Raw genomic sequence first — 16,530 nt, 5'->3', positions numbered from 1 at the left:
AAATTACACTGTTACAGAAAAATGTGAGGAATAATTGTTGTACCTCAATACAGGCACAATAAACTAAAGAAAAATAATCATACTGAAATTAATAATAGATAAAGTAAAACATCAAAATATGAAGACTCTAGAAAATGATCATGAAATAGAACGTGTAAATGCATTGATAGCGTTCGATATAATGGATACTCTTCCGGAAAAAATGTTTGATGATATCACAAAAATTGCTTCTTCAATTTGTAATACGCCAATATCACTAATCAATTTTATTGATAGCGAACGTCAGTATTTCAAGTCAAATTTAGGACTTGAAAAAGGTGAACCAGCACCATTGGAGCATTCTTTTTGTACACATGCGATTGCAGATCCTCAGTCGCATTTCGAAGTTACAGATGCTCGTATAAATTCTCAATTTGCCTCGAACCCATTGGTGACGGGTCACCCCAATATCGTTTTTTATTATGGCATTCCACTGGTTACTTCGGAAGGTTTTGCATTAGGTTCATTGTGCGTCATAGACCAAAAGCCAGGTAAATTATCCGCAGCACACTATGAAGCAATGTAAAGTTTATCAAACAAGATAATGTTTTTATTAGATCTTAGAAAGAAAAATAAATTGTTAATCTCTTATCAGCAAAAATTACAGGAATACTCTTCAGACATGGAAGCTTTTTCGGCAATGGTATCACATTATTTGAAGCAACCGTTGGGTTCTGTTCAAGCAGCGCTAAAAATTATCAAGGTAAAACACGAGGATTTATGGGACGATAGCGACCAAACAATCTTTGAATTAATTAACAACACTACTAAGAGAATGAACCTTTTGATACATGATTTACTGGATTATGCAAAAGGAGGTTTTATTGCCAAAGAGTATGAGTCTATCGATGTAAACTTATTGATTAGATCTATTTTTGAAGAACTAACTGAAAATATCGGTGGCCACAAGCCAGAGATTAATATTGATAAAATGCCGGTAATAAAAAGTTCACGTACGGCACTGATCGTTATATTCAAAAATATATTGAGTAATGCCTTAAAATATCAAATAAAAGGCACACGCACACAATTACATGTAAAGCTCAAAGAATCGAACTCTAACTTTACTTTTTCAATAGAAGATAACGGAATAGGCATAAAACCAGAATACCTCAAAACTATTTTTGAACCATTCAAACGTTTACATAATCAAGAAGAATTTGACGGTAGCGGCTTAGGTTTAGCCTCTTGCAAAAAGATAGTTGAAAAACTAAATGGAGAAATCTGGGCAACATCAGAATTAAATAAAGGGACCACAATCCACTTTACAATAAAACAAAACAAATTGTAAGAAAAAATATTTTATATCCACAACATAAAACCCCACGGATCGGGCATATTAACACAGCTATAGCGAAGATCTGCAACCCATTCCCATTACAGTCAGCACATAACATAAAATAGTTATACCTAAAATGAAATCGTATACTGAACATTTACAAATCGTCAATACCTTTCATGAACTTGGAGAAACTATCGCTGCAGCACAGTTCTTGATAGAGGAATACGGACTTACACACCCAAACTTTAAAGGTTTTGAACTCAGAGAAAAAGCAAAACCAGAATTCATCCTGATGACTACCGAAGGTGCATTGGGTGAACCACAAATTATTCGGATACCTGAGAATACTTTTGAATATCCGCTACATTTAATGCTCAACTTACTCCTGCATGAGATGATTCATGTGACACAAAAAACGTCTGAAAACACCATTCATGATAAAAACGAACGGGAATGGCAGGCTTATTATGAAATGCTTTTTCATGAAAAATATCCCCAAGTCCCTGAACTCTCTCAATTTCACAAACGCTTTTTTGCAAATAAAGCACTAGAGTATTATAACCGAATGGGCGAAAGCACGCTATTGCAAATAAAATATGCAAATCAAAAACAAAAAGTAGACCTATTACTGCTAGATGTAGCTTAGAAATATTCATTTAATGTGGTACAATTGAGCACACTCCAGCAGTTTTTAAAAAAAATACAAACCAAAATAATCTATTTGCTAATGGTTTATTAAACTTTGGTTTAACCATACACAAAAGACTTAAAAAGTTGCTATTTTAGCCACCCCAAATAAATGTACGCTACATGAAAACCACAAAACAAAAAATTGGTCTTTTTTTTAAGATATTCCTCGTGGTCATGTGCCTTATTGTAGGCGGTTTTTTTATATTTAGAGATGCTGTTTTACAACAAACACTTGACAAAATATCAAATGAAATGACGGTGGACTACAACAGTACATTTACGGTGAAAAACGCTTCTTTTGACGGTTTGTCTGGTTTGAACTTGTCTGAAATAACGCTAGTTCCAAAAAATGCCGATACCCTATTTAAAATAAAAAAACTAAAAACTAGCGTCAACTTGTGGCAGCTACTTACAGGAGATGTGCAGTTAGGAACTCTAGAAGTTCAAAATGGCTTTGTCCAGCTAATAAAAAAAGGAAAGTCGAGAAATTTTGATGCCTTCTTGAAAAAAGATTCCTCCGCCGAAAAAACAAATGAAAAAAGGGATTACGCAGATTTAGCTTATGCCCTTATCACCAAAATATTGAATTTAGTCCCAACAGATATGGTGCTAGACAATCTTGCTTTTAAAATTGATGATAACGGCAATAAAACAAATATCAATTTTCAAAAACTACGTTTAACCAACAAACAATTGGAGACTTCCATAAAAGTAGAAACCAACACCATATCACAACGATGGAAAATCAAAGGGTTTGCAGATCCTAGGAACAAAAAAGTAGATATTCGTTTGGTAAATATTGATACTGGCGCTATCAAAATACCGTATTTAGACGAACGGTTTAACCTCAAATCGAGCTTTGACTCCATCCGATTGAGCATTGCAAATATTGAAAGGGATGGCGACGAACTGCATCTAGATGGCTATATGGCTATTGCCAATTTAAAACTCAACCATCCTAAAATTGCTAGTAAAGATGTAGTTTTAAAACACGCTAAATTTGATTATCGTTTTCTTTTGGGGTCAAATTTTATCTCTATTGATAGTAGTTCGACCTTGCAACTAAACAAAATTAAATTTCATCCGTACTTGACCTATGAAACCGAAAAAGACACTGTTTATAAACTGAAAGTGGATTTGCCCAAAATGAAAGCACAAGATTTCATTACCTCATTACCTGATGGTTTATTTACTCATTTCCAAGGTATGGAAGCCACCGGGAGTTTTGATTATAAATTAGACTTTGCTTACAATAAAAACAAACCGAATCAACTAGTTTTTGACAGTAAACTAAAAAAAGAAAATCTACGAATCACAAAGTATGGCGAGGCGAACTTGAACAAACTCAATGGCGAATTTGTTTACCGCGCACTGATCAAAAATGTATTCCAGCGCCCAGTTTTAGTTGGATCAGCCAATCCAAACTATACACCGCTTGACCAAATTTCAACCTATTTACGTAAGTCGGTTTTAACCACTGAGGATCCTTCTTTCTTCTCACATCGTGGTTTTATCACTGAAGCTTTCAAGCAATCCATTGTTAAAAACATTAGAACCAAAAAATTCGCACGTGGCGCAAGCACTATCAGCATGCAACTAGTGAAGAATGCTTTTTTGAGTCGGGAGAAAACCGTATCGCGCAAACTAGAGGAAATATTATTGGTTTACATCCTTGAAAACAATAGGATTGTGAGCAAAGAACGCATGCTGGAGGTGTATTTCAACATTATCGAATGGGGTCCAAATGTGTATGGAATAGGCGAAGCAAGTCAGTTTTATTTTCAAAAAACGCCATCAGAATTATCGCTGAACGAATGCTTGTATCTCGCCCGAATTATTCCAAGTCCAAAAAAGTTCATGTATCAGTTTAACGATCAAGGGATGTTGAAAGATTTTGCTGTAAAACAAGAATCGTTTTTGACCAATATTATGTTTCGAAGAGGACTTTTAACTCCTGAAGACACTATTTATAAATCCTTACCCATACTGATTTCAGGACCTGCAAGATCTTTTATTAAATTCATAGTACAAGATTCAACACAAGTAAAAGTGGATTCCTTAGCCGTTGAAGATGAATTTGATCTTTAATACTTAAAATAACCCTGTCAGATTTTAAAACTCTGACAGGGTTGTTAATTTACGGTGCTGGATCTGGAATTGCTGCTTGTACTGTATCAATCGCTTTTAAAACCTCCTCCGAAAGTGTCACTAGAATCGTGTCTATATTTTCTTTTAACTGTTCTACTGTTGTCGCCCCAATGATCGTGCTGGTTACAAAAGGCTGTTGTTCTATAAATGCCAAGGACAATTCAGTCAAAGTCAAACCATTTTCAGTTGCAATTTTGTGATACATACGAGTAGCTTCGCCACATTGTGCGCTATTGTATCGCGAATATTGTGGGAACAAAGTAAGACGCGCTTTTGGATGTGATTCACCCGATAAGAATTTCCCAGATAAAATACCAAAAGCCATAGGCGAATACGCAAGTAAGCCCACATTTTCGCGCAAACAAACTTCGGCGGAAGCATTTTCAAAAAGTCGGTTCAATAAGGAATACGGGTTTTGAATCGTTTTTACCCGAGGTAGATTATTGTATTTGCTTTCCTCCAGAAAACGCATCATTCCCCACGGATTTTCATTCGACAATCCAATATGCTTAATTTTTCCAGCTTTTACAAAACCATCTAGAGTTTCCAAGACAGAGTGAATGTTATCTTCCCAAGCATCCTCTTGTACTGTGTAGCCGCGTTGCCCAAAATAATTCGTTTTGCGCTCTGGCCAGTGCAATTGGTACACATCAAGATAATCGGTTTGCAATCGTTTTAGACTTTCGTCTAAAGCGAACTTGATACTAGCTGGCGAGAAATCTAACTTTTCTCTCATATACCCAAAATTAGGATTGGGTCCCGCGATTTTACTTGCCAAAACAATCGCTTCTCTTTTGCCTGATTTTTTTAGCCAAGTTCCTATAATTCTCTCTGTATTTCCGTAAGTATCTTTATTCGCTGGAATAGAATACATCTCAGCAGTATCAAAAAAATTAACTCCGTTTTCTAATGCATAGTCCATTTGGGCGTGACCCTCAGCTTCTGTATTTTGTTGACCAAAAGTCATCGTTCCAAGACAAATTTTGCTGACTTTTATATCGGTATTAGGTAAAGTAGTGTATTTCATATTTAAGGAAATTGTATTATATTTTCAAAAACAAAGATAAAATTAGTTAATGGTTACTATTTAGTGTTAACAGAAAATTGAGAAAAGTTTACAGGATGTAAAAAAAATATAACCGCGAATTCGCAAATTAAAAACCCCTCAAACGAAAGATACTATTAGCGAATTTGCGGTTAAAATAGGTTACTTCTTAAACCATTAAGAAATTAAGTTTGATTAAGAATTCACGCCTAATTTTCTTAATTCCTTACTGGTTAAACGTATAACAGTTATGTTTACAATTAATCGATGTCATTCAACATTTGGGCAATTTCATCTAATCTTGGAGTTAGAATGATTTCGATTCTACGGTTTTTTGACTTCCCGTCAGCGGTTGCATTGCTTGCTAATGGAGAAAACTCTCCTTTACCTGCTGCTGTTAAGTTTTCTTTATTGATTTTTTTGTTCTCACTTAAAATAGCTACAATAGAGGTCGCCCTTTTAGTTGATAAATCCCAATTGTCAGCAATAGGACCAGAAGCTGTAAAGGCATCGTCATCAGTATGACCTTCTATTAGTACCGCAATATCAGGATTGTCGCCCAAAACTTTACCCAGTTCTACTACCGCTTTTTTCCCTTCGGAACCTACAGCCCAACTCCCTGAATTAAATAGCAGTTTGTTCTCCATAGACACATATACTTTTCCGTTTTTTTGCTGAACGGTCAATCCTTTTCCTTCGAAACTGTTCAACGCTTTCGATAAGGTTTCTTTCAGTTTTTTCATGCTCGCTTCTTTTGCCGCAATCAAGTCTTCTAATTCTTGTAAACGCTGTGCACTTTTACTTAATCGTTCTTGTTCTAGCGCTAATGCTTTTCCTTTTTCATCTAGCTGATCCAGTAATTCACGATTTTTTTTCATGTTGCTTTGTAGCGCATCGTCACTGTTTTTTTCTAACGCATTATAGGAACTTTGCAAGGCTTTTAATTGAGCTTGAGCTGCTGCATACTCCGCTTTTGCTTTTGCTAATGCTGCTGTAGCATTGCTTACATCCATTTTTAAACCATCTCGATCTAATTCTAATTGATTTTTAGCTTTTGCTAACGCTGTATTATCATCCGCTAGACTTCTATTTTCTTTTTTTAAATCAGTGTATTTGCTTTCTAAATCATTGTATATTTTCTTGGATACACATGAAGTAGATAGTGCCATTACCAATAATCCGATGGAAACTTTTTTAATCATATTAAGTAGGTGTTTATGGTTTTCTTTTGTTGTTTTTGGAATCAAAAATTTATTCTAATTCGACCAAAATTGGACAATGATCCGAATGCATTGCATCTGACAGAATCACGGCCCTTTTCAATTTATGTTGAAGCGAATCGCTGACTAAATTGTAATCAATACGCCATCCTTTGTTATTTCCCCGAGCTCCAGCACGGTAACTCCACCACGAATATTGGTGTGGATCACTGTTAAAATGACGAAAACTATCTACAAAGCCAGACTTCATAAATCCATCAAGCCATGATCTTTCTTGAGGTAAAAACCCAGATACATTTTTGTTGCGCACAGGATCATGAATGTCAATCGCCTCATGGCAAATGTTGTAATCCCCACAAATAATCAAATTTGGTGTTTGCTTTTTTAGTTCGTTAATGTAGTTTTGAAAGTCATCCATAAACTTAAATTTATGATCCAATCGATCTATATTTGTCCCTGAAGGCAAATACAAACTCATCACCGAAAAATCATCAAAATCAGCGCGTAGATTTCGACCTTCAAAATCCATGTGGTCAATTCCGGTTCCGTAAGCAACATGATTCGGTTTTATTTTAGACAAAATTGCTACACCACTGTATCCCTTTTTTGTTGCAGAATAATAATATTGATACGGATAGCCCGCATTTTTAATAGCTTCAACAGGAATTTGATCTTCGGTTGCTTTAATTTCCTGAAGGCAAATAACATCTGGATTTGCTTGTTGCAACCATTCAATAAAGCCTTTTGAAATCGCCGCTCTGATTCCGTTTACATTGTATGAAATAATTCTCATTATCTATTTTTTTGAAATTCAAATGTAACAAAAAAGAAGAAGTTTGATTCAGAAAAATAGAGAAAATGGAGTTTTTTGCTATCTTTGTTTCTTGCTCTAAAAAAAGAAAAATTCATGGGTTTAGTCACCGCCAAAGAAGTTGCAAAAGCAATAAATGCAGACAAATACGGAGTTCTAGGTACTTTCTCCGGCTGGATGCTGATGAAGGTGCTAAAAATCTCTACCTTAAATAAAGTATACGATAGGAATAAACATTTAAAGGATGTTGATTTCCTGAATGGTATATTGGATGATTTAAAAATAAAATTCGAAATCCCAGAGGAAGATTTAAAACGACTACCAAAAGAAGGTGCTTACATTACGATTTCAAACCATCCGCTGGGTGGCATTGACGGTGTTTTATTATTGAAATTAATGTTGGAAAGAGAGCCCAATTTCAAAATTATAGCTAATTTTCTTCTGCATCGTATAGAACCCGTAAAAAAATACATCATGCCGGTGAATCCTTTTGAAAATCATAAGGATGCGAAGTCTAGCGTAGTGGGCATCAAGGAAACGCTTCGCCATCTAAGCGATGGAAAACCATTGGGGATGTTTCCCGCTGGTGAAGTTTCTACTTATAAGGATGGAAAATTAATGGTCGACAAACCCTGGGAAGAAGGTGCCATTAAAGTCATTCGAAAAGCTCAAGTCCCTGTTGTTCCTATATATTTTCACGCAAAAAACAGTCGGTTATTTTATTTGCTTTCTAAAATAAGTGGCACTTTCAGGACGGCAAAACTCCCTTCGGAAGTGTTTAGCCAGAAAAGACGCGTGATCAAAGTGCGTATTGGCAAACCCATCTCTGTTAACGAGCAAAACGAACACACCACACTAGAAGAATACTCAGAATTTTTGCGGAAGAAGACTTATATGTTAGCGAATCCTTTCGAAAAAGAGAGCCCGTTTTTGCCAACACCCACTTTAAAAATTCCTAAAAGTCCCAAAACAATTGTTACCCCGGCGAGTCAGGATAAAATGATCAAGGAAGTAGATGCGCTGCGCAGCACGGATTGCCGACTTTTGCAAAGTAAAAACTATGAAGTTTTCTTTAGTGAAGCTGCTAAAATTCCAAATATTTTACATGAAATTGGGCGTCTTCGTGAAATTACTTTTCGAGAAGTAGGCGAAGGAACCAATGAACCTATTGACTTAGACAAACACGATCAATACTACCACCACTTATTTTTATGGGATAACGAAGCAAACAAAATTGCTGGTGCCTACCGCATGGGATTGGGCTCTGAAATATACCCGAAGTACGGAATAAATGGTTTTTACCTCAACGACTTGTTTCGTTTTGAACCAGAATTATATGATATGATGCACAAATCGATCGAGATGGGTCGCGCTTTTATCATCAAAGAATACCAACAAAAACCAATGCCACTTTTCTTGTTATGGAAGGGAATCATGCATACCACCTTGCGTTATCCAGAACACAAATTTTTATTGGGAGGCGTGAGTATTAGCAATCAATTTTCTGATTTCTCGAAATCATTGATGATTGAGTTCATGAAATCGAATTATTACGATCCCTATATTGCACAATACATACACCCCAAAAAAGCGTACAAAGTAAAACTAAAAGATGCCGATAAAGATTTCATTTTTAATGAAACGGAGGCTGATTTAAATAAGTTTGATAAAATAATAGACGAACTGGAGCCAGGAAGCTTGCGTTTACCGGTATTAATAAAAAAATACATCAAGCAAAACGCAAAAGTGGTGGCTTTTAATGTAGATCCGTTGTTTAACAATGCCGTTGACGGCTTGATGTACATACGAATTGCTGATATTCCAGAAAGCACAATGAAACCCGTAATGGAGGAGTTTCAAGCGGAATTAGAACGAAAATTAGCCGACAAAGAGGATTAAATCCAAATAGCTTTTCATAAAAAAATCCCGATTTTAAAATCGGGATTTTTTATGTTTTAGAACCAAGCTTTTTTACCTACTTGATACGTCTGATAGAACTCTTCATCTGATTTTGTTAAATAGATAATTCCTTCAATTATTCCCAACAAATAGGTTAAAGTTCCACACGTAAATACACTAAGCACCAACCAAATAATCCCTTCGGTTGTGTAACCTAACAAAAATTTGTGTATTGCTAAAGGTCCCAATAGAATAGCTAGTAATCCTGCTGCGAGTTTCTTATTGTCTTGTCTGTTGGCTGGTGGTTGATTCCATGCTTCGTGCTTTGCGTTTTCCATAATTTGAGTTTATCAAGGTATTTATAAGTTAATTACTATTTAAAATTTTATTGAAATACGGTATCAATTGGCTCCCACAGTTCGATCTTATTTCCTTCGACATCTAGTATCCAACCAAATTTACCATACTCATAAGACTGCACATCACCTATAATTGTTACACCTTCATCAGATAATTTTTTTAAAAGCTGCTCGAGATCATCCACTCTGAAGTTTTGCATAAACTGTTTTTCACTTGGTTCAAAATAATTTGTATCTGCTACAAAAGGCGACCATTGTGTGCTACAGTCATTTCCTTCTCTGTCTTTCCACCAAAAAGTGAAACCATATTGATCTGTTTTTAAACCTAAATGTTTTCCGTACCAAGCCACCAATTCTTTGGGATTTTTTGATTTGAAAAAGAAACCCCCAATACCCGTAACCCGTTTCTCTATCGCTTCAACTTTGACCTGACCAAAATATTTTGCTTTTATTTTATCTACAATTACTTGGGCAAGTCGCTCGTGGCTTTCAAAGGTCCAACCAGCAATATGCGGACTAAGTATCACATTTTTGGCTTCTAATAAATATTGAAAAGCCTCTGGTGTATTTTTATCCTGAAAAAGGGTTTCAAAAGACAATTTCTCGTATTCTAAAACATCCAAACCTGCACCGAGAACTTTACCTGATTTTAGAGCAGTAACTAAATCTGCCGTTACAATGTTCTTGCCACGTGAAGTATTTATTATCCAAAAAGGTTTAGCAAAACCATTTATAAAATCAGTATCGACAATCTTATCTGTTTCTGGAGTCCACGGAATGTGCAAACTTAACACCTCTACCTCCAGCTGCAATACTTCAAATGAAACCTGCTTTGCATTACTATCGCCTACATTTTCTTGAATGTCATAGCACAACACTTTTACATCAAAACCCCGAAGTTTTTTAGCAAACGCTTTACCCATGTTGCCATAACCAATAATCCCAACGACTTTACCATCTAGTTCGTGACCCCGATTGCTTTCTCGGTTCCAATGTCCGGATCGAATTTCACGATCGGCTTCATTTAATTTATTGAACAAGGACAAAATCATGCCCAACGCATGCTCTGCTACAGCATTCCTATTGCCTTCTGGACCGGCGATCAGTGTAATGTTCTTAGACTCGGCATAATCACAATCGATGCTTTCGAGACCAGCACCCACACGTGCGATAAATTGTAAATTTGTAGCTTTATCTAAGAATATTTTGTCAATTTTAAAACGACTCCGAATTACAATTCCTTGGTATTCGTTTATTTTAGCTTCAATTTCCTCTTTTGAAGATGTAAAATCGCTGTGATTCACAAATCCAGATTGTTGCAATTGATCCCACAGTACGGAATGGTTGCTATCGATATGTAGGACTTTGATATCCATAAAGTAGTGTTTTTTTAATACTTCAAATAAACAAAAAAATTACGGTTTATTGTTTTACCAAAGGGAATAAGCTTTGAAAATTGTAAATTAGCGTTCTGAATTTTTTGCTACCCATTGTATTTACGTAGCAAATAAAATCTTAAAAATGAAATTAACTAAAACATTCCACGCTTTTTTTGAAAGCGAAAAATCCGGTGGTCTTTTACTACTTTTTGTGACAATACTATCACTTGTATTAGCTAACTCTCCTTTTCAAACCCAATATATTGCGTTTTGGGAAACGCAACTTGGAAGCCATTCCATAACTCATTGGATTAACGATGGGTTGATGGCAATCTTTTTTCTGTTGATTGGTTTAGAGTTAGAGCGCGAAATATATCAGGGAGAATTATCGAGCCTTAAAAATGCTGCACTACCTATTTTTGGCGCTTTAGGCGGCATGGTTGTTCCCGCAGGAATTTTTTTACTGTTAAATATTGGAACCATTACACAAAATGGCGCTGGTATTCCTATGGCTACTGATATCGCTTTTGCAATTGGAATTTTATCTCTTTTGGGAAGTCGCGTTCCTACTTCGCTCAAAGTATTTTTGACCGCGCTTGCCGTAATTGATGACTTGGGTGCTATTTTAGTTATTGCAGTTTTTTATACAGAAACCATTGCTTTTATAAATTTGTTTATTGCCTTTGCCATTATGGGCGGCTTATTCATTCTCAACAGACGAAATGTACATAGCCTTTTTCCGTACTTAATTGGAGGCGTAGCCATGTGGTATTTCATGCTGAATTCGGGAGTTCATGCTACAATTACAGGCGTATTGCTGGCATTTGTGATTCCGTTTGGCAATGGAGGCAAGAAAACATTCTCGTATCGACTGCAGCATTTTTTACACAAGCCTGTCGCCTTTTTTATTCTTCCCCTATTTGCAATAGCAAACACTTGTATTCCTATAAATTCGAATTGGTATGAGGGATTAAATCACTCCAACACGCTTGGTATTATGCTTGGTCTGGTGATTGGAAAACCACTTGGTATCTGGTTATTTTCCTTTGTTGCAGTAACTTTAGGAATTTGTACGTTACCAAAGGATCTAAAATGGAGTAATATTCTAGGTGCCGGAATGCTGGGCGGTATCGGGTTTACCATGTCTATTTTCATAACGTTACTAGCGTTTAAAAATGATGGAGAAGAAGTAATTACATATTCAAAAATTGCGATTTTGATTGCTTCTTTTATTGCAGGAACTATTGGTTTCTTATGGTTAAAATTTAGTTTGAAATCCGGCAAAGCAAAGAAAAAGAACTAGGTTCTTAATTACATACACTTCATCAGCAATTTGCACCGCATAACGCCTTAGCTTATTATAAACGCTACTACTTTTAAACATTCGAATTATACTTGTACTTTATTGTACAATTGTTTTTTTGTTTATACCGTTGTAAGTAACCACTATTATTATTCTTAAAGTATCTTTTTGTCCTTTCTCTACTTTGAATTCTTGTTTGTTACCTCCATCAAAACAAATGCATAAGCACTACAAAAATCCAAATGTTATAAATAGCAATGAGCAATATTGATGACTATAATAATTACTAATGTATCGCATTATGCATCTAACAAACACATTGAATTCAGCATTAAAACTTTCACACTACTTTACATTTTAAAATCTGTATATCAATTACTTAACAATATGTCAATGTTACAAATTTAAAAAAAAATTGTGTAAAAGTTATATCGTAAAGTATGCCGACATTTGTGTAAGTGAAAATTAATTCACTTAATAAATACAAAAAAGATGAACACAGAAAAATCAATTGAGATATTAAATTCGTTAATCCAAATCAATAACGACCGAATAAATGGGTACGAAACTGCTTCAAAAGAGGCTGATGAAACAGACTTGAAAACATTATTTTCTCATTTTACTGAAACAAGTTTAAAATGCAAATCAGATCTTGTTGCTGAAGTAAAAAGACTAGGCGGAACAGCAACTGAAGGAACAACTACATCAGGTAAATTGTTTAGAGTATGGATGGATATTAAATCTGCCATGACTGGTAGCGACAGAAAAGCGATAATCAATTCCTGTGAATATGGAGAAGAAGCTGCACTTGACACCTATGATGACGCATTAGCTCATACCGAAGATTTATCATCAGAACAATTAATGATGATTAAAGAACAACAAAGCGCTATAAAAGCAAACCAGCAAAAAATAAAAGATTTAAGCAATCATATGGCTTAAGTTTTTGCTTGTTGGAACGGGATTTAGCCAAAAATCATATTTACTAACCCGTTTGTTGTATATATCTCTATTAAAAATTATTGCTTAAGCATTTATCAAGGTTCTGAAATTAGGTTCTTGAAAAATGCCTTAGCAATATTTATTTGGAATACTATTAGAAATTATTTCGGACCTTTTAATACATTTTCATGCAGTAAAAGAACATCTTAAGACCTAATTTGACTTTTCATTTACAGAGCAAGGTTCGCTCTAATTTAGTCTATCCCTTAATTTGTTTCAACGAAGTTTTGATTCCTCGTATTAAGGACGAACTAAAACCGTGCATTTCCATTTCGTTCAATCCTGCAATAGTGCAACCTTGTGGTGTGGTTACACGATCAATTAATTGTTCCGGATGTACTTTTTCTTCGAGAAGCATTTCAGCGGCTCCTTTTACGGTTTGTGCTGAAATTGCCAAAGCAGTTTGCCAATCGAATCCAATTTCAATACCCGCTTGCATTGAGGCTCTGATGTAACGCAACGCAAAAGCAGTTCCACTAGCGGCTAAAACAGTAGCTGCATCCATTAATTTTTCGTCAATAATGGGAGCGGTTCCTAAACTCTGAAAAAGAGCAACTACACCTTGCGCCTTATCTTTGTCTTTTTCGTGAAATGCTATACAAGTAGCTGATGCACCAAATTGTGCCGCAATATTAGGCATAATTCGCACGGCACTATTTGTAGCACCAATTTTGGCTTGCAAATTTTCAATGGATAAGCCACTCACTGCCGAAGCGATGATTTTATTCGAAATTACAGGAAGAATTTCGGCTAAAACCGCATCTACTTGATAGGGTTTTACAGTCAAAATTAAAACGTCAGCCTCTTGAATTTGGTGCGTATTATTACTGGAAACTGTTGCTCCTAATTTTTCTAGATATAGAATACTAGAGGTGTTTCTGCGCGTAATTGTGATTTGGTTTTCAGATGCAAATTTAGATAGTCCCAGTGCTATAGAAACGCCTAAATTACCACCGCCAATGATGTGTACTTTCATACTAGTTTTGGTTTTCCTATCCCCAACTGTCTCCAAAGGATAGGGAGCCAATTTGGGAAAGTGTTCGTTTTTATTGGATTTTTTAGATTCTTTTATAAAAATTAGGATCTAATTTCCTTTTGATTTCTATTGTCTATCGTCTAATTTTTTATTCCGTTTTATTATACAAAAAATTAAAAAAACGTTTAAAAATTATCCTTCCAATTTCTTTCCTCTTTGCACTCTAATCTTGTTTCTTTCTTAAAACCCTAAAATCATTTTTGCTATCGAAAAATAAATCAGAATTCCGCAAATATCGTTGCTAGTAGTAATAAAGGGTCCAGTGGCTAAAGCTGGGTCAATGCCAAATTTATCTAGCAATAACGGTACAAAAGTCCCTATCAATGAAGCAATAATAATTACCGACATCAATGCTACAGTAACAATAACACCAATGATCAATTCGACATTCAGAAGAAAATGACTTCCTAAAAACAATATTGTAGCCAGAATTAGTCCGTTTAATAAACTTAGTGATACTTCTTTAACCAATCTATTAAACAAGGATCCGCTCAACGTATTGTTTGCCAAACCTTGCACAATAATTGCCGAAGATTGCACTCCAACATTTCCTGCCATTGCCGCAATCAATGGTGTAAAGAAAAATAAATTTCCGTGTTGTAGCATAGCGCCTTCAAACAAACCTAGCACTTTTACCGAAATAAAACCGCCTAATAACGCTAAAACTAACCACGGCAAGCGCGCTTTTGTGTGCTCAAAAATACTGTCATCGGCCTCAACATCTTGTGATATACCTGCTGCCAACTGGTAATCCTCATCGGCCTCGTCCTTAATTACATCAACAATATCATCAATGGTGATGCGCCCTACTAATCGTCCTAATTCATCAACTACCGGAATGGCTTCTAAATCGTATTTTTGCATGATACGAGCCACCTCAACATCTTCAGTATCTACTTTAACCGAGTTCAATTTCCTGATGTACACATCATTAATTGGCGTTCTGGAAGAAGTTGTCAATAAATCTTTAAGCGACAAACGCCCTTTGAGTCTATCTTCATCATCAACGACATAAATCGAATGAACTCTAGAAATATTTTCGGCTTGTATTCGCATTTCTTTTACACAAGTGAGCACATTCCAATTTTCATTGACTTTAACCAATTCTTTGTGCATGATTCCACCAGCGGTATCCTCGTCATAACGCAATAAATCGACAATATCTTTAGCATGTTCCACATCCTGAAGCTCAGATATTACTTCGGCTTTCAAATCTTGCGAAAGCTCTGCAATAATGTCAGCCGCATCATTGGTTTCCAACTCGTCTAATTCTTCCGCGATCTCCTTTGGCGAAAGCCTGCTTAATATATTTTCCCGCAAATCATCTTCTAATTCTAAAAGAATTTCGGCTGTTTTTTCACTGTCTAAAACTTTAAAGATATAGGTCGCTTCATTAAAGTCCAGCTCATCTAGGATTTCGGCAATATCAGCATGGTGCATATCATTCAATAACACTTCCAGTTGCTGGTCGTTTTTGTTTTGAATGAGTTGCTCTAATTCCTGAATTAGTACTTTGCTGATTTTAAACTCCATCGGCTTCTATTTTTTGAGTAAGTGAAATAAATTGTTCTACATTTAACTGTTCTGGTCGAAGGTTGAAAATTTCATCTTCCCGCAAAGAATCCGACAAATTCAAGGTCTTTAAACTATTTCGTAACGTTTTACGTCGTTGCTGAAAAGCCGTTTTTACGACAGTAAAGAATAACTTTTCGCCGCAAGGCAAGCTATAATCTTTCTTCCTGCGCAATCGTAAAACACCCGATTTTACCTTTGGTGGCGGAATAAAAACATGTTCGTCTACGGTAAACAAATATTCCGCATCATAAAAAGCTTGAACCAAAACTGATAAAATTCCATAGGCCTTTGTTCCTTTTTTTTCGCAAATACGTTGCGCTACTTCTTTCTGGAACATTCCTGCAAATTCTGGAATTTGATCGCGGTATTCTAAAGTTCTAAATACAATTTGCGTCGAAATATTGTATGGAAAATTCCCAATGATCGCGAATTGCTTTCCTTCAAAAATTTCGTTGATGTTGTATTTCAAGAAATCTTTTGAAATGATTTTATCTTTTAATTTGGGATAATTTTGATCTAGATACGTTACTGATTCGGTGTCGATTTCAATAACGTAAGTATTCACCGGTTTTTCCAACAAATATTTTGTCAAAACACCCATTCCCGGACCTATCTCCAGTAGATCATCATATCCTTCTAAATTCAAGGTGTCTGCAATGTCTTTGGCAATGCTTTCATCTTTAAGAAAGTGCTGACCGAGGTGTTTTTTGGCTGTTACTTTTTCCATGCTTATGCTGAATAC

At 35.6% G+C, this 16,530-nt stretch carries 14 protein-coding genes and 1 pseudogene; 7 read left to right on the top strand and 8 right to left on the bottom strand.

Annotated elements, in window-relative coordinates; all coding sequences use genetic code 11:
- Positions 1 to 118 precede the first annotated feature (118 nt).
- From ACNQGO_RS10485 to ACNQGO_RS10470, 4 genes are all read left to right on the top strand, one after another.
- The gene (locus tag ACNQGO_RS10485; protein ID WP_417985230.1) at positions 119 to 565 is read left to right on the top strand and encodes a GAF domain-containing protein; all 447 of its coding nucleotides are present in this window, start codon (positions 119 to 121) and stop codon (positions 563 to 565) included.
- A gap of 18 nt (positions 566 to 583) precedes the next feature.
- Positions 584 to 1,330 (top strand): sensor histidine kinase, encoded by a 747-nt coding sequence (locus tag ACNQGO_RS10480; RefSeq protein WP_417985229.1) that lies wholly within the window; start codon positions 584 to 586, stop codon positions 1,328 to 1,330.
- Between the two features lie 124 nt (positions 1,331 to 1,454).
- A complete protein-coding gene (locus ACNQGO_RS10475; RefSeq protein WP_417985228.1) occupies positions 1,455 to 1,967 on the top strand; it encodes a hypothetical protein in 513 nt (170 codons plus the stop codon).
- 164 nt (positions 1,968 to 2,131) lie between these two features.
- Positions 2,132 to 4,099: a transglycosylase domain-containing protein gene (locus ACNQGO_RS10470; RefSeq protein WP_417985227.1), complete on the top strand. Its 1,968-nt coding sequence runs from the start codon at positions 2,132 to 2,134 to the stop codon at positions 4,097 to 4,099.
- Positions 4,100 to 4,148: 49 nt separating this feature from the next.
- On the opposite strand, the gene ACNQGO_RS10465 is transcribed toward ACNQGO_RS10470, so the two are convergent.
- From ACNQGO_RS10465 to ACNQGO_RS10455, 3 genes are all read right to left on the bottom strand, one after another.
- Positions 4,149 to 5,186: an aldo/keto reductase gene (locus ACNQGO_RS10465; RefSeq protein WP_417947853.1), complete on the bottom strand. Its 1,038-nt coding sequence runs from the start codon at positions 5,184 to 5,186 to the stop codon at positions 4,149 to 4,151.
- A 278-nt stretch (positions 5,187 to 5,464) separates the two neighbouring features.
- Positions 5,465 to 6,406 carry an OmpA/MotB family protein gene (locus ACNQGO_RS10460; protein ID WP_417944265.1) on the bottom strand — a complete coding sequence of 314 codons (942 nt, stop codon included), beginning with the start codon at positions 6,404 to 6,406 and terminating at the stop codon, positions 5,465 to 5,467.
- Positions 6,407 to 6,455: 49 nt separating this feature from the next.
- Positions 6,456 to 7,217: an exodeoxyribonuclease III gene (locus ACNQGO_RS10455; RefSeq protein ID WP_417985226.1), complete on the bottom strand. Its 762-nt coding sequence runs from the start codon at positions 7,215 to 7,217 to the stop codon at positions 6,456 to 6,458.
- 114 nt (positions 7,218 to 7,331) lie between these two features.
- On the opposite strand from ACNQGO_RS10455, the gene ACNQGO_RS10450 reads away from it, so the two are divergent.
- Positions 7,332 to 9,134 (top strand): GNAT family N-acyltransferase, encoded by a 1,803-nt coding sequence (locus ACNQGO_RS10450; protein ID WP_309759253.1) that lies wholly within the window; start codon positions 7,332 to 7,334, stop codon positions 9,132 to 9,134.
- A gap of 56 nt (positions 9,135 to 9,190) precedes the next feature.
- Here the strand turns inward: ACNQGO_RS10450 and ACNQGO_RS10445 are convergent, their stop codons facing one another.
- Both ACNQGO_RS10445 and ACNQGO_RS10440 read right to left on the bottom strand, forming a co-directional pair.
- Positions 9,191 to 9,472, bottom strand: coding sequence for a TM2 domain-containing protein (locus ACNQGO_RS10445; protein ID WP_417968474.1), 282 nt, complete (start codon positions 9,470 to 9,472; stop codon positions 9,191 to 9,193).
- Between the two features lie 458 nt (positions 9,473 to 9,930).
- Positions 9,931 to 10,869 (bottom strand): annotated as a pseudogene (locus ACNQGO_RS10440) (2-hydroxyacid dehydrogenase); the annotation flags it as partial.
- Between the two features lie 145 nt (positions 10,870 to 11,014).
- Here ACNQGO_RS10440 and nhaA point away from each other — a divergent pair.
- A complete protein-coding gene (gene nhaA, locus ACNQGO_RS10435; RefSeq protein WP_417985225.1) occupies positions 11,015 to 12,175 on the top strand; it encodes a Na+/H+ antiporter NhaA in 1,161 nt (386 codons plus the stop codon).
- Positions 12,176 to 12,667: 492 nt separating this feature from the next.
- A complete protein-coding gene (locus ACNQGO_RS10430; RefSeq protein ID WP_417985224.1) occupies positions 12,668 to 13,117 on the top strand; it encodes a PA2169 family four-helix-bundle protein in 450 nt (149 codons plus the stop codon).
- A gap of 259 nt (positions 13,118 to 13,376) precedes the next feature.
- On the opposite strand, the gene proC is transcribed toward ACNQGO_RS10430, so the two are convergent.
- The 3 genes from proC to rsmA form a co-directional block, all read right to left on the bottom strand.
- Positions 13,377 to 14,153: a pyrroline-5-carboxylate reductase gene (gene proC / locus ACNQGO_RS10425; RefSeq protein ID WP_417968466.1), complete on the bottom strand. Its 777-nt coding sequence runs from the start codon at positions 14,151 to 14,153 to the stop codon at positions 13,377 to 13,379.
- A 240-nt stretch (positions 14,154 to 14,393) separates the two neighbouring features.
- The gene (gene mgtE / locus ACNQGO_RS10420; RefSeq protein WP_309758739.1) at positions 14,394 to 15,746 is read right to left on the bottom strand and encodes a magnesium transporter; all 1,353 of its coding nucleotides are present in this window, start codon (positions 15,744 to 15,746) and stop codon (positions 14,394 to 14,396) included.
- A complete protein-coding gene (gene rsmA, locus ACNQGO_RS10415; RefSeq protein ID WP_417985223.1) occupies positions 15,736 to 16,515 on the bottom strand; it encodes a 16S rRNA (adenine(1518)-N(6)/adenine(1519)-N(6))-dimethyltransferase RsmA in 780 nt (259 codons plus the stop codon). Before rsmA ends, mgtE begins: the two co-directional genes overlap by 11 nt.
- Between the last annotated feature and the right edge of the window lie 15 nt (positions 16,516 to 16,530).

The sequence above is a fragment of the Flavobacterium frigidum genome (genome assembly GCF_048286735.1).
Taxonomy (GTDB): domain Bacteria; phylum Bacteroidota; class Bacteroidia; order Flavobacteriales; family Flavobacteriaceae; genus Flavobacterium.
Note: the sequence above shows the minus strand (reverse complement) of the source record. Positions and strands in the feature narration are given on the sequence as shown.